This window comes from Rheinheimera aquimaris (genome assembly GCF_020531985.1).
GTDB classification, from domain to species: Bacteria; Pseudomonadota; Gammaproteobacteria; order Enterobacterales; family Alteromonadaceae; genus Alishewanella; species Alishewanella aquimaris.
The window spans coordinates 226,153-249,034 of record NZ_JAJAVQ010000005.1; the positions used below are offsets into that span (position 1 = coordinate 226,153).

Below are 22,882 nucleotides of genomic sequence, written 5' to 3' on the forward strand. Positions count from 1 at the left end.
TCCCATAACGCTGAGTTCATAAAGGTATGCATTTGTGCGAAAGCGCTAAGGGTCAGGTCCTGAGTGGCCCTTAAATTGCTTTGAAACACCTGAAAATAACTAGCCCGCTAAACGCTGAAAATTAATATCTCTGATCCTAATTGATGATCTCTGATCGATATCCAGCTAATTACCTTTTTATGACGATAACATTAGAGCTAACGGAAAAAAACTATTACCATCATTTCCTATTATATATGAGTCTTTCAAAATATAGTTCCCGATATAATATCGGTTAGAGTCCAATATATAATATTTTTCTATCTCTAACGTGAAGAATTTTTTCTCTCCAAAACCAAATGACAATTCTGTCGAGCTTTCTATACGCTTAAGGTAATCCTCTTTAAAAGATTCCGTAACTTTTTCTCTTCTCAAGCGAGGAGAATAAATGTCGCTTCCAATTTCAATATAGTCATCGAGAGGGTAAAGATACACACCATTAACAACAAGGTGACCTTCATCTAAAAATGGAGAAGTTATTGTTATATATTCATCTTTATTATTATTAATGCATAAAGTCAAATTACATATCTTAGCGCCACAGTCAGATTGCAACTGTATCGAGATTGGTGGAACTGCAATCTTGGCATCATCTGCAAAGAGATTTGTCTGAATAAAAAACAACGCAAAAATTAATATTCTCATCTTATCTTCCCCATTGTTGCCTGTTCATATAAAAGCGCTAAGGGTCAGGTCTTCCTTTTTTCCACTATCCTGCTAACCCGCGAATAATGTAAATCAAAATAATCCCCCAGCGCTTTTAGCGTATAACCAATAGAGTCATTCAAGCGAAACGCAGTCGACTTTCTATCACCGCCCTGGCCTTATTGGTCGTTTCCCTTGGCTATATTCCGGTAGCTAACATTGCAGCAAGACAATCTTCCAGTACAGCCAGAATAAAGACTGGCGGCCAAGCAGCCTGTTTACTTAAAATTATCCTATTGATAAACTCTCGCCGTTTTGTATTCAAAACAGTTAAAAATACAACGGACTGTCTACCCCCTTACCAATGATGGTAGTGGCTTTCTACTCTGACTATCCAAATATAAATCTTTCTACGTGGAATCATTCCTAATGCGTAACGCTTTTTTAGCAAGTTTATTGCTGACGATGTTATCTGTGCATGCGGAGCAAACGCTGAGCCCGCTCTATAACGATAACCATATTCAACAGACACAAGAATATATAACCTCTGCAATAACATTGCACAAAGATGGTCAGGTCGATGAGGGTGCTTTGGCTTATGCCAACCACGTCGCCCATGGCGACAAAGTTACAGTCGTCAGCAGTCAACACGGCATAGCGATTTATAGCCAGGTTGGTGATTTCTATCAGCTGGTGCGGGAAATTAAAAATAGCGAGCTGGGTCTGCAGCAATACGATTCCGTTGCTAAAATGTACGTCTCTGGCACAGATAACTGGTTTTTGTACCAGGTGAATGACAAAGTTTTCACTGTTGTGCTGGATCAAGAATTTAATCCGTCTCTTGAAACCCGCAGTGAACTGACAGTCGGCTACGGTCAGCAGCTGGTAATCAATAACGGAACTGCCGTATCACGTAATGGCAATATTGTTACAACGTTTACAATCAATGAAACCACCGGGGCTATGGCAGTACTTAGCTCCATGCAGCTCTCTACTTATCCAGACTACATTGCATTTGCAAACGGCATTTTACTGGCGGCGCAGTCAAGCTGGCAAAACGATAAAAAAAATCTGATGGTGTATAAGCTTGACAATAACGGCCAGTGGCAGTTTATCACTGACCACAGTATGGCTGTGAACGGTTCTGGTTCTCAATACGTCCGTTATGTAGCACTTAGCCCCGATGGTCAGAGGGTTATGTATGGTAGCCGGGAGCAAGATTACATTTTGCAATTGGATACTGTAGCCGGGCAACTTACGGAAGTCGCGAACGGTAATTACCTGAACAGCTATTACTCGCAAGTGCACTTCATCGACAACCAATATGTGCTAGTTCTGGCCAGCAATCAGGTATCTCTGTTTAACAGCCAACAGCAAACCCAATTTGCCAGTATGAATCTGGATAGCTTCAGCAGTAGTGTTAAAGATTATGCTTTAAGCCTGGCAAATGGTGCCAAGCTTACTGTGCTTGGCCAAAGCGGTTTGCTGCAACTCTTTGCAAATTCGCTGACGGTAAATATTACCGTAACGCCGGGCGAGCAAGAGATTTATTTTGATTTTGCTGACGCCAGTAATGTAATGATCTTAAATGACAAATATCTATTACACCGCAGCAGCACGCACTACAGGCTATATAAGCTGGAGCAGCAAGGTATGCCGCAGCTGACACAAATCAGCACACCAGAACAACTACTGGGCGAGCAAAACTACTATTACCCCCGCAAGCTACTGCATATCAGCAATAACCTCTATGCGTTATTCCAGGGCGATCGTTACTCAGTCATACAACTGGATGAAGCGAATGACAAATTGCTGCAATTTAGCTCAGGCACTTTGTATGACCGTAATGGCAATAGCTTGTATACCGCTGATAATAATATCGTCAGCGTTGGCTCAGCTTTGGTAATTGCCAATAATGACACGCTCAATCTGTTGACACTTGGCGCAGATTACCATTTTAGTTTTGCAGATGCTGCGGTGAATGGTGCCTCAGGTGTGTCTGGTATTGCACAGATTCAAATGCTGGTGGCCGCAGGCGAATTTATTTATGCTGTTGACCAATACAATAGTGTAATGAGTAAATTTATCGTCAGTCAAAATCGGCTACAACAACAAGAACAATACCGCAGTTATGACTTTCCTCAGCTGTCAGGCTACTATATCCGCGATGATTTACTCACGCTGCGCAGTGACAATTATCTACTAAACTACCGGATGGCAGATAATGGCTCATTAACTCTGCTGTCCACCCAGTATCTGTCGGGTAACATTGCTCGTTGGGCGCCGGTCGGTGAACGATTTGCAGCCGTGCAAGGCTGGCAAGACCTCCGGGTTTTGGAGCAGGACAGTGTTACAGGCTTATGGTCAGAGCAGCTCGAGCTTAATAATCAACAATTACAACAACAGTTCCAACTGGCCAGCCCGGCATTACTTGCGTTGGGTCGCACTATTGGCGTATATGACGGGCAGAACAAAAAACTCGTACGTCTGGCCCACAATAGTGCACCTTATGCAACTAGTGCAGCCAAGCTAAAACTTAAACTAAATCAAGGCGTTCCATTTCAACTGGAGCTAAGCTCTGTAATAGCAGATGAAGAAGACTCTGCATTATCATTCAACCTTTTGACCGCTACTGCTGATTTCAGTTTAAGCGACAATCAACTGAAATTTAATGGACAAGGCGTAACTGATTCGGGCTATATCGACATTACAGCTGCAGACCCATCTGATCTGGTAGCTAAGTTCACGTTCGAATATACAATGAACCTGGCGCCCGTTGTTAAAGCTCAGGTGCCAACACTCAATGTGGTTCAGGGCGAAGCTATGCATATAGAGCTGGCTCAGTATTTCGCCGATCCGGAAGGTCAGGCACTGCAATTCAGGCTATCGTCTGCGCTGCTTGGATTAACGGTATCAAATAACGGTTTACTTACCGGCAAACTGAATACAAACGGCGAGCTGCGAGTAAGTGTCACGGTAAGTGATGCTGCTGGTGCATCAGCTGATCATGTCATTACACTGGCTGTTGCTGCCAAACCAGAGGAGAGCTCAGGCGGTAGCATGCATTGGCTGCTGCTGAGTTTACTGGCGTTAATCGCATTAAACCGTAGCAACAAAAGACGTAGTTAAACCAAAATTCCGCGGCTTTAGCAAACCTGAAGCCGCGAACTTATGCCAGCGCCAGCTTATTTGATTATGGTTAGGCTGAAACTGTCAGCTTATGTTAAAATCGACGCCATATTAAACAGATAACAGGTGTAAATCAGCAAGATGGCGCGTCGCACCAAAGCCGAAGCCGAAAGTACCAGAGCAGCTATTTTAGATGCCGCTGAAGTATTGTTTTTTCAGCATGGCGTCTCCCGCACTACGCTGGAAAAAATTGCGCTGGCCGCCAATGTCACGCGGGGTGCCATTTACTGGCACTTTCAGAATAAAGCCGATCTATTTAACGCTATGCTGGAGCGGGTGCGGCTGCCATTTCACCACCTGCTGAACGAAGTTGACAACAACCCGTCTGACGACCCTTTTGGCCAAATTCTTGAATTGTTTACCAATGGCTTGCAGCTGATTGCCAGTAGTGAACAGCACCTGCGTGTACTGACGATAGTATTTCACCGCTGCGAGTATATCGACGAGCTAAACCCGGCTGTTACCAAACAGGATGAGCTGGATGAGCAAACAGTCGCGGTACTGCAGCGGGCACTGGAACGGGCAGAACAGATGGGATTGCTGCGTGAGGGTATATCGCCGCGGCTGGCCGCTTTTTCACTGCATATGTATATAGGCGGCATTATCAGTAACTTTTTACTGAAACCACAACAGTGTGATTTGCATAAACACGCTGGCGCTTTGATAGAGGTAATGCTGCAGGGTTTGAAAAAGGCATAAAAAAACCGGCTGCTCGCGTGGGGTTAAGACAGCCGGCAAAGGTACAACCTTTAGGCAGCATCACTGCTGCCGTTAATGCGTGTTAAACAGTTTTAATATCCGACGCTTTAGCGCCAACCAACTTCATGATCACCAGATAAAACACCGGTACCAGAAATACCGCCAGCACCGTGGCTGAAATCATCCCGCCCAGTACACCGGTACCTATTGCATTGCGGCTGGCAGAACCGGCGCCAGAGCTTATCACCAGTGGTAATACACCAAGCGAGAACGCCATCGATGTCATAATGATTGGCCGCAGCCTCAGCCTCACCGCTTCCAGTATGGCTGCCGTTAACTCTTTACCCTGCTGCTGCAGCTCGCGGGCGAATTCAACTATCAAGATAGCGTTCTTCGCCGCCAGGCCCATCGTCGTTAACAGGCCGACCTGGAAATAGACGTCGTTGCCAAGCCCGCGCATATAAGCGGCTGTCAGCGCGCCGACAATACCCAGCGGTACCACCAGAATAACGGCAAAAGGTACGCTCCAGCTTTCATACAGCGCGGCCAGACACAGAAACACCACCAGAATCGATAATGCATACAACGCTGGTGCCTGCGAGCCGGACAGTTTTTCCTGATACGAGGTTGCCGTCCATTCAAAACCTATACCCGGCGGCAGCTGACTGATCAGTTGCTCCATCGTAGCCATCGCATCACCCGAGCTGGTGCCCGGCGCCGGTTCACCCTGGATCTCCATCGCCGACACACCGTTGTAACGCTCTAAACGCTGCGGACCGTAAATCCAGCGGCTACTGGAGAACGAGGCAAAGCTGACCATATCACCGTCGCTGTTACGCACATGCCAGCGTTTGATGTCTTCCGGCGTCATACGAAAATCGGCTTCTGCCTGCACGTAAACCTTTTTCACCCGGCCGCGATCAACAAAGTCATTCACATAGGTAGAGCCCCAGCCAATCGCCAATGTCTGGTTGATATCACGCAGTGATACACCCAAGGCCTGAGCTTTTAACTGATCGACATCAATTTGTAGCTGCGGCGCATCTTCCATACCGTTGGGGCGCACACTGACCAGATTCGGTTGTTGCGCCGCCATACCCAGCAGCTGGTTACGGGCGTTTAACAGCGCCTCGTGACCCAAACCGCCACGGTCCTGCAAAAATAGTGAGAAACCGGTCGCCCGGCCAAGCTCGGCGATAGGTGGCAGGTTAAAAGCAAAAATCTGTGCTTCTTTTACCGTGGCAAAAAAGCCCCAGGCGCGGCCAATCACAGCCTGTACGCTGTCTGCTGCACCACGCTCACTCCAGTCAGCCAAACGCACAAATGCCAGGCCCATATTCTGGCCACGACCGGCGAAACTGAAACCCGACACGGTAAACACCGACTGTACTGCGTCTTCACTGGCGTAGTGCGCAGCTATTTTATCCATCACCGCTTCAGTACGTTGCTGGCTGGCACCGGTTGGTAGTTGCACCATGGTTAAAAACACGCCCTGATCTTCTTCCGGCAGGAAAGACGTAGGCAGGCGCAGGAACATCACCGCCATCACAGCGACTATAGCGCCGTACACCAACATTGAGCGTTTCGGCCGCGCCAGCATACCGGCGACACCGCGCTGGTATTTGCGGTTTGACGCATCAAAACCGCGGTTAAACCAGCCAAAAAAGCCGCCTTTGGTGTGATGATCACCATTAACCGGTTTGAGCATGGTGGCACACAGCGCCGGGGTAAAGATCAGTGCCACCAGCACCGACAGCGCCATGGCTGTCACAATCGTAATGGAGAACTGCTTGTAAATGGCGCCGGTAGCACCACCGAAGAACGCCATAGGCACAAATACCGCCGACAATACCAGGCCGATACCGACCAGCGCGCCGGTGATCTGCCCCATCGATTTGCGTGTGGCCTCAACCGGGCCCAGACCCTCTTCGCTCATCACGCGCTCAACGTTTTCCACCACCACTATGGCATCATCTACCAGCAAGCCGATGGCCAGTACCATACCGAACATCGTCAGGGTATTAATAGAAAAGCCAAACGCCGACATCACACCAAAGGTACCCAGTAACACCACCGGCACTGCCAGCGTGGGGATCAACGTGGCGCGGAAGTTCTGTAAAAACAGATACATCACCAGAAACACCAGAATAATGGCTTCAATCAGCGTTTGTACCACTGAGCTTATCGATATTTCGACAAAAGGTGTGGTGTCATACGGAATAACAGTACTGAGCCCTTGAGGGAAATATGGCTCTAACTCTGCCAGTTTGGCTTTTACCGCGGCGGCGGTATCCAGCGCGTTGGCGCCGGTGGCCAGCTCAATGGCTAAACCGGTGGCCATTTTGCCGTTGTAACGCGCAATTACTGAATAATCCTCACCGCCCAGTTCAATGCGCGCCACATCAGACAGCTTTACCATAGAACCATCGGCATTCACTCGCAGCAGGATCTGGCCAAACTCTTCGGCTGACGTTAAACGGGTTTGCGCCAGTATCGCGGCGTTAAACTGCTGGCCGGGCAATGCCGGTGCCCCGCCTAACTGGCCGGCGGTGACCTGGTTATTCTGTACTTCTATCGCCGCAGTCACATCTGCCGGCGTCAGCTGATATTCGTTCAGTTTGTTGGCATCCAGCCAAATGCGCATTGCATACTGGCTACCGAATACCTGCACATTACCTACACCTGTCGTGCGGCTTAACGGGTCTTTAACGTTCGCCACAACATAGTCGGCAATGTCGTCACGGGCCAGGCTGTTATCTTCTGATAAGAAGCCCACCACCATCAGGAAGCCACCGTTAGATTTGGCTACCCGCACTCCGTTTTGCTGCACTTCCTGCGGTAATAACGGCAGTGCCTGTTGCAGCTTGTTTTGCACCTGTACCTGCGCAATATCGGCATCTGTGCCGGTTTCAAAGGTCAGTGTCAGGCTGACGTTACCGGAGGAGTCAGAGTTGGCTGACATATACATCAGGTTATCCAGGCCATTCATGGCCTGTTCTATCACCTGCGTCACCGCATCTTCGGCTGTCTTGGCCGACGCACCACGGTAAGACGCACTGATGCTGATAGCAGGTGGTGCCACGCGCGGATACTGCTCAACCGGTAACTGTTTAATCGATAACAGGCCGGCCAGCATAATGACTATTGCAATGACCCAGGCAAAAATAGGCCTGCTGATAAAGAAATTTGCCATCTGTTTCTACTCCTGCCTATTGTGAAACAGCAGGGCTGTTTTGGCTGCTATCAGCAGAATTCTGCGCTTGCACTGTTCTGACTTTGGCACCCGGCTTCACTTTCTGCAGGCCGGCAACGATAACGGTATCACCGGCGCTCAGGCCAGAGGTCACCTGCCAGCTTTGCTCAACAGTGCGGCCGGTTTCAATTAAACGCGCTTCAACCTCATTATTGCTGTTAACCAGCATCACAGACGCCTGGCCTTTTGGTGTGCGGCTGACTGCAGCCTGTGGCACCAGTATTGCCTGATCATCAGTACCATGATGCAGCCTGGCACGGACAAACATACCTGGCAGCAAATTACCGTTTTTGTTCGGGAATACGGCCCGCAGCGTCACCATACCGGTGCTGGGGTCAACATTTACTTCAGAGAACTGCAGGCTGCCCTGCTCGCTGTATTTACTGCCGTCATCCAGCAGCAAATCGACCGTCACGTTGTCGCGCTCATCACCCTGCATTTGCTTTTTTAGCTTCAGCAGTTCACTGCTCGACTGCGTTAAATCGACATAAATCGGGTCAAGCTGGCGTATTGTCGCCATCACCTGAGCCTGGTTCGCCGTCAGTAAGGCGCCTTCAGTAACGGCTGAGCGGCCAATCTGGCCAGAAATGGGCGCTTTAATCTGGGTATAGTTCAGGTTAATTTGTGCGGTTTGCAACGCAGCTTCGCTGCTGGCGATGGCGGCATCCGCCTGCATCAGCGCGGCCTGGGCATCATCATAATCCTGCTGACTTACTGCTTTATTGCCCAGCAAGCCTTTGAGCCGATCGGCTTTTAAACGGGCGTTATGCGCCACCGCTTTAGCGCTGGCTAAATTCGCCTTGGCATTGGCTAATGCTGCCTGATAAGGGGCGGCGTCTATTTTGTACAGCACCTGGCCGGCCTCTACCTGCTGGCCTTCGGTAAATAAACGTTGCTGTAAAATGCCACTAACCTGCGGACGGATCTCAGCCTGACGGAAATCAGTAGTGCGGCCGGGTAATTCAGTAGTCAATGCCAGCGAACTGGTACTCAGCGTCACTACAGCTACTTCAGGCGCCTGAGGCGCAGCCTGGCCACCTGCCTGCTGGGGCTCACTGCAGGCCACCATTAACAATGCCACTACCGGTGCAGTGAACAGCTTCATTTTTACACGCATACAAACTCCTGTGAGAGGCTGCCTGAAAATCCCGGGTATAGTTCAGGCAGAATAAGAACGGCAATATACATACAAGGTTGTATGTAATCAATAATCCAGCTGTACCAGCGCGACCAACGCCATAAAAAAGCTGTTCAGTAACCAGAGAAACCAGTATAGCCGCTGTCAGAGACCAGGCTGCTACAGTGATCTGACAGGTGAAAAAAACCACTGTTTTTATCCGGTTTTATGCGTGCTTTATTTCGCAGTTATTGTCCTATACTGTTGATTTATTTTAATACGCTGCAAAAAATGCAGCGCAACCCGTGGAGCTTCTACATGAGCACTGAAACCAAAACAGATGAACTGGACTGTGACATTGATAGCGGCTGCGGCGCCGTTGATATCGTGATTAAACCGCGGGATAAAGACCTGGGCGGCTTTTCGGTGCGCCGCTCACTGCCAACCAAAGAACGCAAAATGGTCGGGCCGTGGATCTTTTTCGATCATATGGGCCCGGCCAAATTTGCTGCAGGCTCAGGCATTAATGTGCGGCCACATCCGCATATTAACCTCGCTACTGTTACCTATCTGTTCGAAGGTGAAATTCTGCACCGCGATTCGCTGGGCAGCTACCAGACCATTACACCGGGCGACATTAACCTGATGGTGGCAGGCAGTGGTATAGTGCACTCCGAACGGGAGCGGCCGGAAGTGACCGCCAGCGCCCATACTCTGCATGGCCTGCAACTGTGGTTAGCGTTGCCGGAGCAAGATGAAGAAATCGACCCGGCATTTTATCACTATCCCAATCGTACTATTCCGGCCGTCGATGTTGACGGTGTTGCCGTTCGGGTATTGATGGGCAGCGCTTATGGTCAGACATCACCGGTAAAAACCTATGCGCAAACGCTGTATGTCGAAGCCTTTATGAAAAAAGGCCAACGTTTAACCCTGCCCGACTGTGCCGAGCGTGCAGTTTACGTTGCCAAAGGCGGGTTGCGGCTAAAAGACACTGTAGTACCCGAACACGCTATGGTAGTGCTGCATCAGGCCGCAGGCTTAGAAATTGAAGCCACTGCAGATAGCCGTATAGCACTGATAGGCGGCGAGAATATGGGTAAGCGTTTTATAGAATGGAATTTTATTTCCAGCCGTAAAGAACGTATTGAGCAGGCGAAGCAGGACTGGATTGCCGATCGTTTCGCCAAAGTCGTTGGCGATGAAGAAGAGTTTATTCCCTATCCGGTCAACTGATTACAGGTTAACACCCGGCACCAGCGCCGGGTGTTAATATTGGCGAGCAGTGTTAGCCATTGGTGTTCTCCAGTGTTTGCGCCACCACCGGCTCAACCACTTCTGCGCTTATCAGCTCGGGCTGATTTTGCGCCTGTTGCACTAACCAACGCTGAACGACAGAAGCAGCCGGTGACACAGATACAGGCGGCGCATAATTGGGGCGCTGATAATCAGGCTGGCTTAGCAGCTGAATAACATAAGATGACGCGAAAAAGACACTGGCACCAAAAGCGACAGCCGCCAGCGCACTTTTATAATCATCACTTTGGCGGGCAACGACAAACAACATTAACATGGCACAGCAGGCGGCCATGTACACCGCCAGATAATGAAAAAGATCGTTGTCCATAGCGATACCTACAGCATAAACGGTCAGATACACTACAATGGGCATTGCCAGCATAAGTGTGGGTTTCATATAGCTGTACATGGTGTAAGTTCCTGTTTAAAAGTTAATTATCGTCTGCTGCATCCTGAATGGCTTCACCGGCCGATTCGATATCTTTGCCAGCGCCTTCAACAGTGGCGCAGCCTACAACGCTGATACTCAGCAGCGCAGCCAGCATCAAACCGACGCAGCGCTTAGCATTAAAACGACTATGTTCACTTGTAAAACTGTTCATCAGACTGATCCTCCCGATTGATCCTAACGACTTGCAAAGCGTACACTGGCATCTGCAAGGTATTCAGCTGTGGTACAGCAAGAACCAAACCAACAATATGTCGTTGTTTTTTATAAAGATATCTGTTGCCTAGTGCTGTTTACTTATGTAGTAATTACAACGGATGCGGAAATTAATTCATACCGACAGCAGAAAGGTGATATATGAGTATTGAACTGCGTAAAAGTGACAGCGGCACCTACCGCCAGACTATCCGTATTAACCAGCACACCGTATTTGCTGATGTTGGCAAAGAGCTGGGCGGAGATGACAGCGCACCGGATCCGCACGATTTATATGATGCCGCGCTGGCAGCCTGCAAAGCTATCACCGTGATGATGTACGCCAAACGTAAGCAACTGCCGCTGGATTATATTGACGTTATTATTGAGCGTGATAACAGCCGCGAAGCTCAGGGTGTCTATGTGCTGAATGTGCAACTGAAATTACAGGGAGCACTCAGCAGCGAGCAAAAACAGCAGCTGGGTGCCATTGCGGAAAAATGTCCCATCCATAAACTGATGACAGCCGTCAGCACTGAAATTCGTGCCAGCATTAGCTGAGCCGCGGTACAAGGTAAGCAGGCACTATGCTTAGGATCTCGCTGGAACAATGGCGTATGTTTATTATGGTCGCCGAGCACGGCGGCTTTAATCAGGCGGCGCAGGCCATTTATAAAAGCCAGTCCAGCATTCACAATGCGGTTCAGAAAATAGAACATAGCCTGGGTGTTAAGCTATTCCGGGTTGAAGGCCGTAAAACGCTGCTGACGGATGCCGGTGAGTTAGTACTGCGCCGTGCCAACTATTTACTGCAGGAAGCGGCCCGGGTGGAACAGGTTGGCCATACGCTGGCTGAAGGTATTGAAAGCAGGTTGCGGATTGCGGTGGATGAGATATTCCCGCACCCGCTGCTGTATAAGGCGCTGGAAAATACTTCACAGCAGTACCCGCTACTGCGTATTGAGCTGATGGAATCTATTCTGACCGGCGCGAAAGAACTGCTCGAGAACGCTGAAGCCGATATCGCTGTCTCACCGGTGGTACAAAAAGAGTTGTTTAACGAAGAGTTGTGCCAGATAGAGTTTGTCGCGGTTGCCTGCCCGCAGCACCCATTATTGCAGCTTGGCAGAGAGCTGAATCTGGAAGATTTAAAATCCTACCGACAAATCGTGGTACGCGATTCAGCCCACCATAACCGGCACGACGAAGGCTGGCTTGGTGCCAACCAGCGCTGGACCGTCAGTCATATGCGCACTTCTATCGATATGATTAAGCAAGGGCTGGGGTTTGCCTGGTTACCGCTGACATCCATCCTGGAAGATCTGACACAAGGCCGGCTACAACGGCTGCCACTGTGCAGTGGCGCCAGCCGTAAAGTCAGTTTGTACCTGCTGTTTAGCGATGCCGATAAACTGGGGCCGGCCGCCCGCACTTTTTTAGGTGAGCTGCGTTACCAGAGTATCGACCTGCCAACCTCTGCCGATCTGTGAGCTGTGCTAGGGTTGACTGCCATCACGCCCTGTCTGCGATGAGAAATACAGCGCCAGCGCCGCAATATCACTGTCTGACAAACTACTGGCATTGGCCTGCATGATAAACGCCATGCCGCCTTTACGGTTGCCATCGCGGTAAGCTGTTAACGCATACCGCAGGTATTCCGCATTTTGTCCGGCCAGGTTCGGGTTGGTTGTTACCGGTGCAATACCGGTTTCACCATGGCAACCCAAACATTGCTGTGCCAGCTGTTGCCCGCGGCTGTACTCGGCCTCATCCGCTGCCAGCCATGGGCTTAGCAGCGCCAGCAGTAAAGTGGGAAAAACGAGTTTCATCTGAGTTCCTCCTTACTGGTTTACCGGTGACCAGGCAGGTAATGCCGGCTCTGCGGCCTGATACAAGGCCGGGAACGGCGTTTGGCTGGCGTAACGCACTTTGCCATCCACCACGGTCAGCTCAGATCGGGTGTGCAACAGTTGTTGCTCAGGTACAGTAAGAATATCCTGATTCAGCACGGCAAAATCTGCATACATGCCCGGTTTTATCTGGCCTTTGTACTGCTCTTCACCAGATAAATACGCACTGCCAGCGGTGAACAGTTGTAGCGCGGTCAAACGATCCAGCCGGTTGTCGTCGCCATACAACTGATAGCCACCAACGGTTTTACCCGACACAGCCCAGTAATAGGTGGCCCAGGGGTTAAAACTGGCGACCCGGGTGCCATCAGTGCCCAGCCCTACCGGTATACCCAGCTGCAGCATTTTTTTCAGTGGTGGCGTGCGTTTTGCCTGCCCGGCACCATAACGCTGGACAAAATCCTCACCGGCAAAGGCCATCCGCCCCTGCACTGCGATGGCACCGCCAAGCTGTTTAATCCGCAGCAGGTTAGCGTCGGACACCGTTTCGGCATGATCAATAATCCAGCGCACTGTGTTAAGTGGCTGCGTTTTATTAATACGCTCAAACACATTCAGCATGCGCGCAATCGACTCATCATACGTAGCGTGGATCCGAAACGGCCAGCCCTGACGCAAATGCAAACGTACCACCTGCTCCAGCTCGGCATCGGCGGCCTTATCCAGCTCTGGCCGTGCGGCACGGAAGTTTTCATAATCAGACGCTTTCCACGCCAGCAGTTCGCCACCACCTTCTATCACATAGCCGTTATCCATATGCAGGTGCAAATTCTGATTGGCCTGATAATGCTGCATCCAGCTTTCGAAGCTCTGCATTTCCTTTCCCGGCGTTTGCGGAAACAGGAAATTCGCTACCCGTAGCGGCAGCTCGCCCGTTTCTGCCAGAGTTGTCGACGCCTGATAATCATCAGGAAAAGCATGGCCACCACCACCGGCATCCACCACACTGGTCAGGCCCAGGCTAAGCAAACGGCGGTAAAACTGCCGGCTTGAATTTAACTGCTCAGCAGCAGACAGCTGCGGCAAAGCTGCAATGGTCTGGTACAAAATCTGCGGGTTTGGATCAGCAATCAAGCGGCCGGTTAGCTTGCCATCGGCATCTTTTTCATAGTAACTGCCTTTGGGCGCCACGGTTTCAGCAGTTAACCCCAGCACCTCAATCGCTTTGCGGTTCAGCACACCGCCGGAGTATAAATGCAGTACAAATACCGGCGTATCCGGTGCCGCTGCGGTTAGCTCGTCGGAGGTCGGCATCCGTTTTTCCGCAAACTGATAAGGGCTCCAGCCGCCAACGACCCGTACCCACTGTCCGGCTGGCGCCTTTGCCGCATTGCGCTTTATCAGCGCCAGCGCCTCCGACAGCGAGGTTAAGCCTTCCCAGCGGGTTTCCAGATTATAAAACCGCCCGCCCCTTACCACATGCAGGTGTGAGTCATTCATGCCCGGGATAACGCGGCGGCCTTTGGCGTCTATTACCAGAGTGTCGTCAGTTTTTTGCGCCAGCAGCGCGGCGGCGTCATTGGTTAAGTGTTCAAAGCGGCCATTGGTGACTGAGAATGCGGTGTAGCTTTTGCCATCAAAGGTATCTATTTTCGCGTTGTGCACAATCATGTCAGCTGACAGCACATTGAGTGACAGCATGCCGGCAATGGCCGTCAGCGTCTTAGCAATATATTTCATCTTAGTGTCCCTGAAATAAGGGCCACTGCTGTGGCCCTGTGATTAAACGAGAATGACTGTGCTGAACTTACTGGCCTTCTTTGGCATTAAACATTTCAGTGGCGTAAATCAGGCCCAGGCCATAACCACCGGCGTGTTGTTTCGCAATACCTGTAACGTCAGCATAAGAACCTGTGCGGGCCCAATCACGTTGCAGCTCTAACATGTACTGTAACCAGGTAATAGGTTGTGCACCGGCCTGCACCATCCGCAGTACCGCCATATCGTGTGCTTCTTTGCTTACGCCACCTGAGGCATCGGTAACAAAGTATACTTCGTAGCCTTCATCAATCGCCGACAGCACCGGCCCAACGCCACACACCTCTGTCCAAAGTGCTGCGATAACAATTTTGTTCTTTTTAAACTTCTTTACCACATCCGTTACCCGTTTATCTTCCCAGGTGTTCATCGTCGTGCGGTCAATAGGTGTCTGCTCCGGGAACACTGCCTGCAGTTCAGGGAACAAAGGTCCACTGAACGACTTTGCGGCGACGGTAGTCAGAATGGTTGGCACCTTAAAGACTTTGGCCGCTTTTGCCAGGCCAGTGACATTATTGCGAACCTCTTCTACTGTATGCGAGCGGGTAGCAAAGGCCATTTGCGGCTGGTGATCAATCAGGATCAGCGTGTGATTATCCGGTGTTAATAACCCCTTGCCCGGTGCGCCGGCGAAAGCAGGCATTGTCGCAGCAGCTAATAAAGAAACAGACGCAACTAAAGTGGTAACAGCTGTATTGAATTTGAACATTTTTTTATCCTCAATAATGTTTAATAAAGTGGTTTCGGTTTCTGGATGGGACCGCTTAACCAATCCATGTGAATCATTTTAGTCCTGATAAAAAGAATTAAAATTTGAAAATAACGTACAATTCATTCCCCAAAACAGAATGAAAAAGGAAATTTCGATTGCTGTGTTAATATTGCCAACGCCCAAATGACTACCGTGGTTTTTAGCTTATGCCTGCAACAGATTTTCGCATCGCCCTGATTGGCTATGGTTACGCCGGTAAAACCTTTCATGCACCGTTGATTAACGCCACACCGGGTTTAACGCTGGTGGCAGTGGGTTCATCTCAACAGGCCAGCGTACAGGCGGATTTGGGTGACGCAATTGATGTCAGCGCTGATTATCAGGCGGTTATCCAGCTGGCGGATATTGATCTGGTGGTCATCGCCAGCCCGAACGACAGCCACGCGCCGCTGGCTGAACTGGCACTGCAGGCAGGTAAGCATGTGGTGGTAGACAAACCTTTTGCCCTGAGCCTTGAACAGGCGCAAAAGCTGACAGCGTTAGCGCAGCAGAAGCAGTTGTTGCTGTCGGTGTTTCATAACCGCCGCTTTGACGCCGACTTTATCGCGCTACAGCAGTTGTTGGCGTCGAATACTCTGGGCGGTATTGCCCATTTAGAATCCCGTTTTGACCGCTTCCGGCCAGAAGTACGCCAGCGCTGGCGTGAGCAAGCCGGCCCCGGCGCCGGTTTGTGGTTCGATTTAGGCCCGCACCTTTTAGACCAGGCGCTGGTATTATTCGGTTTACCCAAACAGTTGCAGGCTACGCTGAAACAGCTAAGGCCAGGTGCTACAGCCTGTGACTGGTTTAGTGTTTATCTTGATTACGGCCATTTTGGCGTAACCCTTGGTGCCTCTATGTTAAGCGCCGCGCCCTCGCCGCGTTTTACCTTGCAATGCCAGCAGGGCAACTGGCAGAAGTTTGGCCTGGATGTGCAGGAAGACCAGCTAAAACAGGGTTTAACGCCGTTAAGTAACGGCTGGGGCCAGGATCCACGGCCAGCCATGCTGTACCACTCTGATAATGCTACTGAAATGCTGTTGGCGCCCGGTTGCTACCAGCAATACTACAGCGCTATTGCTGCCGCCTTGCGTGGCGAAGGGCCAAACCCGGTGCCGGCTGAGCAAGCCTGTGATGTGATGTATCTGCTGCAATTGGCAGAGCAATCCGCTGCCAATGGTGAGGTAATCGCAGTTAGCACCAAATTGTAAACAGGTGCTAATTGCGAGTCAGATGCTACGCATGACGCGGCTTGCCCACATCAACACGCCATAAATCATCCCTGAGGCTCGGTTCCGGCCATCCATGGCCTCCAACGGTTGATTTAGGGCAAGCCGGTCCTGCTAAGCCAGCTTTACCGCTTTATCAGATATCGAAGCGGTCGTTTTGCATCACTTTGGTCCAGGCGCTGACAAAGTCCTGTACAAACTTTTCTTTGCCGTCGTTAGCACCGTAAACTTCCGCCACCGCACGCAGCTCGGCATGCGAGCCAAACATCAGATCAACCGGCGTCGCGGTATATTTCAGTTTACCGCTTTTACGATCCAGCCCTTCATACAGCCCAGGTTGTTTGTCAGACTTGCTCCACTTCGTCGACATATCCAGCAGATTAACGAAGAAATCGTTGGTTAAGCTGCCTGGCTTGTCAGTAAAGACACCATGTTTGCTGCCGCCGCTGTTGGCATTCAGAACGCGCAGGCCACCCACCAGTGCTGTCATTTGCGGCACGCTCAGGTTCAGCATATTGGCGCGGTCAATCAGCGCTTCGGCCGGCGACAACGCGGCTTCGCTGCTGTAATAGTTACGGAAGCCATCTGCTTTTAACTCCAGTACCGCAAAGGACGCCGCATCCGTTTGTTGCTGGCTGGCATCAGTGCGACCCGGAGTAAAGGGCACGCTTACCGTGTAACCGGCATCTTTTGCCGCTTTTTCTACCGCGGCACCACCTGCCAGCACTATTACATCGGCCAGTGACACTTTTTTACCGCCTTTGAGCGATTTATTAAAATCGCCTTGTACTTTTTCAAGCGTCTTCAGTACCTTGGCCAGTTCTTTCGGGTCGTTTACCGCCCAGTCTTTCTGTGGGTCCAACCGCAAACGGGCACCGTTAGCACCACCGCGCATATCAGTACCCCGGAAGCTGCTGGCAGCCGCCCAGGCTGTGCGCACCAGTTGCGGTACGGTTAAGCCAGACGCCAGAATTTTACTTTTTAAGCTGGCAATATCATTGGCATCAATCAGTGGGTGATCAACCGCTGGTACCGGGTCTTGCCAAATCAGCGCTTCGGTAGGAACCAGTTTACCCAGGTAGCGTGCCTGCGGCCCCATATCGCGGTGGGTCAGCTTAAACCAGGCTTTGGCAAACGCCAGTTCAAACGCTTTCGGGTCATTTTTAAAACGCAGCGCAATAGCACGGTACGCCGGGTCTTCTTTTAATGCCAGATCCGAGGTAAACATAATAGGTGCATGACGTTTACCTTCGATATGCGCATCCGGTACCAGGTTGGCAGCCTGACCACCGGCCGGAACCCACTGAATATGGCCAGCCGGGCTTTTGGTTTGCACCCAGTCAAAGCCAAACAGGTTATCCAGATACTGCGATGTCCAGGCAATAGGGTTGGCCGACCAGGCGCCTTCTAAGCCGCTGGTAATGGTGTCCTCAGAATGGCCTTTACCGCATTTGTTTTTCCAGCCAAAGCCCTGCTCTTCCATACCGGCAGCGGCCGGGTCTTTATCGACACATTTTTTCGCATCATGGGCGCCATGCGCCTTACCAAAAGTATGGCCGCCGGCAATCAGCGCCACCGTTTCTTCGTCATTCATTGCCATACGGCCGAAGGTATCGCGAATTTCTTTTGCTGACGCCAGTGGGTCTGGTACGCCATTCGGCCCTTCCGGGTTGACGTAAATCAGGCCCATCTGTACTGCTGCTAACGGCTTGGCCAGCTCGCCCTTTTCGTTACGACGCTTGTTGCCCAGCCACTGTTTTTCTGAGCCCCAGTTCACCACTTCGGCTTCCCAGTCATCGGTGCGGCCACCGGCAAAACCAAAGGTTTTAAAGCCCATGGATTCCAGCGCAACATTACCGGTTAACACCATTAAATCTGCCCATGAAATGCTGCTGCCGTACTTTTGTTTAATCGGCCATAACAGGCGGCGGGCTTTATCCAGGCTGACGTTATCCGGCCAGCTGTTCAGCGGTTCAAAGCGTTGCTGGCCACCGTTGGCCCCGCCACGGCCATCAAAAATGCGGTATACACCGGCGCTGTGCCACGCCATACGAATGAAGAAAGGCCCATAGTGGCCATAGTCTGCCGGCCACCAATCCTGTGATTGGGTCATCACCGCTTTGATATCGGCCTTTAACGCATCTAAATCCAGCGCATTAAATTTCTGCACATAGTCGTAGTCGGCGCCATAAGGATTAGATTTAACCGCATTTTGTCTAAGTGGCGTTAAATCCAGTTTATCCGGCCACCAGAAACTGTTAGTGGTAGTAGTACTGGTATCGGCTGCACTAACACTGATCGAAATTGCCAGTGCCAGCACTGAAATCATAGGAACGGTTTTCTTTATCATGGTTCTATACCTGTCCGAAAAAGGTGCCATAGGTTTACTGCACCCGGTTATTCACGCACTGCCACAACACAGGTGGCAGCATCCATACGGAGGATGTAACAAAGAACGACCCCCAACGCCGGTAATCCCCCCGGCGCCGTAGCATCAATCCGCCTGATAAATTAAAGCCGATTCCTGATTAATTGCAGTGATATAAACAGATTGAGGTAATCGGAAAAGTTGATAACAGTGCTGTATCACGGTTTTTTACCGGATAAAACTGCCCGTCTGTCGCAGTTGCAGATATACTTTCGCGGTTTGCCCGCGATTAGGGCAATTAACTGCGGAGAATAATTATAATGTCATCACACCCAAGCCATGTTTTCGCACGTGCCAGCCTGCTGGCCAGCGCTGTAGCGCTGGCGCTGTCTTTACCGGCCATCGCACAGGACAACGCACCTGACACGGACAGCAAGATTGAAGTAATTGAAGTTACTGCCACCAAACGTACCCAGGTGATCTATGAAGTGCCGGTGGCCATCAGCGCTTTTTCCGGTGACGCTTTGGCCCAGCAGGGCATCACCGATTTAACCGACGTTGGTAAGTTTGTGCCTAACCTGAACGTAACCGGCTTTTCTGCCGGCCATACGTCATCTGCCAACCCTTTTATTCGCGGTATTGGCTTGCAGGATCACCTGGTCACTACCGATCCCGGTGTCAGTGTCTATGTAGATGGTGTGTATCTTGGCCGTCAGGTTGGCCAAAACTGGAACCTGAATAACATTGCCCGCATTGAAGTATTACGTGGCCCGCAAGGCACGCTGTATGGCCGTAACTCTATCGGTGGTGCCATCAATATTATTACCAAACAGCCGGATGAAGTTGCGCTAACCAAAGCAACGCTGGCCGCCGGTACCCGCGGCCGGCTGAAAGGTGATGTATTTATTAACCGCGAACTCAGCGATACGGTAGCCTTTAACCTTAACGGCGGCTACACCGAGCGTGACGGTTTGGGTAAGTTTATTAACGTACCGGATGCAAAATATGATGTCGGCGAAACCAAAGAAGCCTATGGCCGCTTTTCGCTGAAATTCAGCCCAACCGATGATTTCAGCCTGGTGCTGACCGCAGATGCAAATGATGGCAAAGGCGGCCTGCGCCCCTACACTACGCTGATTGATGAAGTACCCACCGGCGCCTATTACACCGGCGAGCGTTTTGGCGAACCTACACCAGCAGGCCCACTGCGCAACACTGACGTCGCCGCCAATATTTACGACAACGCCACCGGCACGCGTGAAGTGACTGAAGTCAGCAATGAAGCCAGCGGTATTTCATTAACGCTCGATGCCGGCCTGACCGACACGCTGTCAACCCGCGCCATTATCAGCCGCCGCAGTTCAGAGTACAAAGCAGGCCTTGATGATGACGCCACCATTTACGCGCTGGATCATTACCCCGAGCGCGGTGATGCCGACCAAACCTCAATCGAGTGGCAGCTAAGCGGCTATTATGGTGACTTCGATTTCGTCTCTGGCCTGTACTTCTTTGAAGAAGAAGGCGGCAACCGCCAGGGCGAAGACTCCCGTTTCAATGGCGGCGCTAACCTGTTAGAGCTGGATCAAAAATCCACCAGCCGCGCCGTGTTTGTAAACCTTGGCTACAACGTCAGTGAAGCACTGCGCGTCGCAGGTGGGTTGCGCTTTAACCGTGACAAGAAAGATGTGGTAGCAAATGTCGGCTCAGGCCCGTTCAGTGCATCAGACAGCTGGAGTCAGCTCAGCTATGACTTATCCGCCAATTACACGCTGGCAAACGGCATGAATATTTACGGCAGCGTGCAAAGTGGCTATCAGTCCGGCCAGTTTCCGGCCCGGCCATACTGTTTATTCGGCAACCCGGAATGTCTGGTCGCGTCTGACAACATCACCGCCGTAAACTATGAAATTGGCTTTAAAGGCCAGCTTAGCAGCAACTTTGCCATGAGCCTGGCACTGTTTAACACTGAATATGAAGACTTGCCGTACCAGGTCAGCACCACAGCAGAAGGCGGCTTCAGCACCACTAACCTGGTGGTCAGCCAGACATCACGCGGTATCGAGTGGGAAAGCACGCTATACCTGACAGATGCCTTTAAACTGCACACTGCCGTGGGCTGGATTGATGTTGACGTCGACGAAACCGAAGGGGTAAAACCGGTGGCGCCGTTAACGCCGGAGCTGACTGCCGCGGTCGGTGCCAGTTACGAATTTGCGTTGCCTAACGGTGCCAGCCTGACCACAAGGGTAGATTACTCGTTCCGCGACGACATGTACGGCGAACCAAGCAGCGACGAAGGCCGCATGACACAGCTGGCCAGCCGTGAGCTGGTTAACGCCGACCTGCGCTACAGCCCGGCAAACGGCAACTGGTCAGTTTCGCTGTACGGCCAGAACATCTTTGATGAACGATACGACAATGCCCGGTTAAATACCGGTGACTATATCCTGCGTATCCTAAGCAACGATGCCAGCGAGTTTGGTTTACGCTACAACGTTACCTTCTAAGTAAACACAGGCGGCCGCAATGGCTAATACTGATCAGCTAAGCAGAATCGGTTTGCTCTAAACCAACCGTCTCAGCCCCGGATGGGCTGAGACGAGCCCCCAGGAATTGGGTTTACGGCGTGTTGGTGTGGGCAAACCGATGACAGCTGTAAGCTTAACTGACTGGCATTAGCCGCCCCCTAACATATTGTAAGCTAAACGCTGCATGCCTAAGATAACCAGCCTAACCACACTAAAAAGAGCCCGCCCGATGAAATACCTGATCCTAGCGCTTGCGCTGCTGATAACCGCCTGCACCAGTCTACTGCCACACCCTGTAGGCGCTACCAATATGGCCAGCGCCGATGCCGAAGGTATCATCAGCAAAGAGGGGTTACTGGCGCAGTATCCGGCATTTGCTGCCGAATACAGCCGTTATCAGCCAGATGCCGCTGAGGTTCAACAAATTCAGAACCTGCAAGGCCTGCAGCTGGTGGTGTTGTTTGGCACCTGGTGTCATGACAGCGAGCGCGAAGTACCGAGGCTGCTAAAGCTGCTGCAACAAGCCAATATTGCCACAGACAACCTGCAGTTACAGGCCGTAAACCGGCAAAAGCAGCACCCACAGCAACTGCATAGCTACTACAACCTGAAGTACACGCCGACAATCATAGTGCTGCAAAATGGCAAAGAGCTTGGCCGCATTATCGAGCGGCCGCAGCAGTCACTGGCAGATGATTTGGCAAAGATAGCGGAAGGCAGAAAATGAGCAGCATGCAACCGCTGGATAAGCAAAAAACAGAAAATTGGCTAACCAGCAAAGAAGCGAAAAAAGTGCTTAAGGTGTCGGACTGCTACCTGATGCATATGCGCCTGGCGGGCAAATTGCAGTTTCGCAAAGAAGGGAACCGGTTTTTCTATCTGCTACCCAAGCATGCCGAGAAGTAACCACCGTGCAGTCTTTTGATGAGATCTACGCACAACTCCTAAACTGGCACCGGGCAAAGCACCAATTTGCCGGTGACAACACACCATCAGCAGCATCTGAGCGTTTTCTGGCACAACTCACTAACCAAATACTCCTGCCTGTGGCTGAACATTTTGGCCAATTAACCATAACCTACGGCTTTACCGGTCCAACACTAAGCCGTTATATCCAGCGCTTATCACCTGCAGGTACAGCGCCAGGGTTAGATCAACATGCCTGCACTGAATTTAATTCTAAAGGTTCCACTATTTGCCACCGACCCGGCGCAGCCTGTGATTTTATTGTGCAGGGCTATGAACAGCGCATGCACCTGGTAGTGCAGTTTATTTGCCAACAGCTAAGCTTCGATAAACTGTATTTTTATGGCCGCAACCGGCCTATTCATATCAGCGTGTCTGATGAACCCTTGAGACATCTGCAAATAATGCAGCAAAGCGAATACGGCAGGCGTTACCCCGGCAAAAAGGCGTTTGGCGATAGTGCTATAGCCTTGGCAAAAGAGCTTTGA

General features: G+C 50.9%; 19 protein-coding genes. 10 read left to right on the plus strand and 9 right to left on the minus strand.

Going from position 1 to position 22,882, the window contains the following annotated elements; genetic code table 11:
- Window positions 1-177: 177 nt before the first annotated feature.
- On the minus strand, window positions 178-684 hold the full coding sequence (locus tag LHL18_RS16775) for a hypothetical protein (protein ID WP_226767931.1): 507 nt from the start codon (window positions 682-684) through the stop codon (window positions 178-180).
- Between the two features lie 429 nt (window positions 685-1,113).
- Here LHL18_RS16775 and LHL18_RS16780 point away from each other — a divergent pair, with 429 nt between their 5' ends.
- Both LHL18_RS16780 and LHL18_RS16785 read left to right on the plus strand, forming a co-directional pair.
- Window positions 1,114-3,813, plus strand: a complete 2,700-nt coding sequence (locus tag LHL18_RS16780) for an Ig-like domain-containing protein (protein WP_226767932.1) — start codon at window positions 1,114-1,116, stop codon at window positions 3,811-3,813.
- 141 nt (window positions 3,814-3,954) lie between these two features.
- Window positions 3,955-4,572 carry a TetR family transcriptional regulator gene (locus tag LHL18_RS16785; protein WP_134058254.1) on the plus strand — a complete coding sequence of 206 codons (618 nt, stop codon included), beginning with the start codon at window positions 3,955-3,957 and terminating at the stop codon, window positions 4,570-4,572.
- A gap of 82 nt (window positions 4,573-4,654) precedes the next feature.
- On the opposite strand, the gene LHL18_RS16790 is transcribed toward LHL18_RS16785, so the two are convergent.
- Both LHL18_RS16790 and LHL18_RS16795 read right to left on the minus strand, forming a co-directional pair.
- Complete coding sequence (locus tag LHL18_RS16790; RefSeq protein ID WP_226767933.1) at window positions 4,655-7,765, minus strand: efflux RND transporter permease subunit; 3,111 nt, start codon at window positions 7,763-7,765, stop codon at window positions 4,655-4,657.
- A gap of 16 nt (window positions 7,766-7,781) precedes the next feature.
- Window positions 7,782-8,942 carry an efflux RND transporter periplasmic adaptor subunit gene (locus LHL18_RS16795; RefSeq protein ID WP_226767934.1) on the minus strand — a complete coding sequence of 387 codons (1,161 nt, stop codon included), beginning with the start codon at window positions 8,940-8,942 and terminating at the stop codon, window positions 7,782-7,784.
- Between the two features lie 318 nt (window positions 8,943-9,260).
- On the opposite strand from LHL18_RS16795, the gene LHL18_RS16800 reads away from it, so the two are divergent.
- Complete coding sequence (locus tag LHL18_RS16800; protein WP_226767935.1) at window positions 9,261-10,178, plus strand: pirin family protein; 918 nt, start codon at window positions 9,261-9,263, stop codon at window positions 10,176-10,178.
- Between the two features lie 52 nt (window positions 10,179-10,230).
- On the opposite strand, the gene LHL18_RS16805 is transcribed toward LHL18_RS16800, so the two are convergent.
- Both LHL18_RS16805 and LHL18_RS16810 read right to left on the minus strand, forming a co-directional pair.
- On the minus strand, window positions 10,231-10,650 hold the full coding sequence (locus LHL18_RS16805) for a hypothetical protein (protein WP_226767936.1): 420 nt from the start codon (window positions 10,648-10,650) through the stop codon (window positions 10,231-10,233).
- A 22-nt stretch (window positions 10,651-10,672) separates the two neighbouring features.
- On the minus strand, window positions 10,673-10,843 hold the full coding sequence (locus LHL18_RS16810) for an entericidin A/B family lipoprotein (protein ID WP_134058264.1): 171 nt from the start codon (window positions 10,841-10,843) through the stop codon (window positions 10,673-10,675).
- Between the two features lie 203 nt (window positions 10,844-11,046).
- On the opposite strand from LHL18_RS16810, the gene LHL18_RS16815 reads away from it, so the two are divergent.
- Together LHL18_RS16815 and LHL18_RS16820 are read left to right on the plus strand one after the other, a co-directional pair.
- Window positions 11,047-11,445, plus strand: coding sequence for an OsmC family protein (locus LHL18_RS16815; RefSeq protein ID WP_226767937.1), 399 nt, complete (start codon window positions 11,047-11,049; stop codon window positions 11,443-11,445).
- A 26-nt stretch (window positions 11,446-11,471) separates the two neighbouring features.
- On the plus strand, window positions 11,472-12,374 hold the full coding sequence (locus LHL18_RS16820) for a LysR family transcriptional regulator (protein WP_134058268.1): 903 nt from the start codon (window positions 11,472-11,474) through the stop codon (window positions 12,372-12,374).
- A gap of 6 nt (window positions 12,375-12,380) precedes the next feature.
- Here LHL18_RS16820 and LHL18_RS16825 read toward each other — a convergent pair whose 3' ends face one another.
- The 3 genes from LHL18_RS16825 to LHL18_RS16835 form a co-directional block, all read right to left on the minus strand.
- Window positions 12,381-12,713, minus strand: coding sequence for a c-type cytochrome (locus tag LHL18_RS16825; RefSeq protein ID WP_226767938.1), 333 nt, complete (start codon window positions 12,711-12,713; stop codon window positions 12,381-12,383).
- 12 nt (window positions 12,714-12,725) lie between these two features.
- Complete coding sequence (locus tag LHL18_RS16830) at window positions 12,726-14,474, minus strand: amidohydrolase (protein ID WP_226767939.1); 1,749 nt, start codon at window positions 14,472-14,474, stop codon at window positions 12,726-12,728.
- A 67-nt stretch (window positions 14,475-14,541) separates the two neighbouring features.
- A complete protein-coding gene (locus LHL18_RS16835) occupies window positions 14,542-15,261 on the minus strand; it encodes a hydrolase (protein WP_226767940.1) in 720 nt (239 codons plus the stop codon).
- 209 nt (window positions 15,262-15,470) lie between these two features.
- Here LHL18_RS16835 and LHL18_RS16840 point away from each other — a divergent pair, with 209 nt between their 5' ends.
- A complete protein-coding gene (locus LHL18_RS16840) occupies window positions 15,471-16,514 on the plus strand; it encodes an oxidoreductase (protein WP_226767941.1) in 1,044 nt (347 codons plus the stop codon).
- 154 nt (window positions 16,515-16,668) lie between these two features.
- Here the strand turns inward: LHL18_RS16840 and katG are convergent, their stop codons facing one another.
- Entirely contained in the window at window positions 16,669-18,882 is a 2,214-nt protein-coding gene (gene katG, locus LHL18_RS16845) for a catalase/peroxidase HPI (protein ID WP_226767942.1), read from the minus strand.
- Between the two features lie 338 nt (window positions 18,883-19,220).
- Here katG and LHL18_RS16850 point away from each other — a divergent pair, with 338 nt between their 5' ends.
- From LHL18_RS16850 to LHL18_RS16865, 4 genes are all read left to right on the plus strand, one after another.
- Complete coding sequence (locus LHL18_RS16850) at window positions 19,221-21,407, plus strand: TonB-dependent receptor (RefSeq protein ID WP_226767943.1); 2,187 nt, start codon at window positions 19,221-19,223, stop codon at window positions 21,405-21,407.
- Window positions 21,408-21,657: 250 nt separating this feature from the next.
- Window positions 21,658-22,155 carry a thioredoxin family protein gene (locus LHL18_RS16855; protein WP_226767944.1) on the plus strand — a complete coding sequence of 166 codons (498 nt, stop codon included), beginning with the start codon at window positions 21,658-21,660 and terminating at the stop codon, window positions 22,153-22,155.
- On the plus strand, window positions 22,152-22,334 hold the full coding sequence (locus LHL18_RS16860) for a hypothetical protein (RefSeq protein ID WP_226767945.1): 183 nt from the start codon (window positions 22,152-22,154) through the stop codon (window positions 22,332-22,334). Before LHL18_RS16855 ends, LHL18_RS16860 begins: the two co-directional genes overlap by 4 nt.
- Before the next feature lie 5 nt (window positions 22,335-22,339).
- A complete protein-coding gene (locus LHL18_RS16865; RefSeq protein ID WP_226767946.1) occupies window positions 22,340-22,882 on the plus strand; it encodes a hypothetical protein in 543 nt (180 codons plus the stop codon).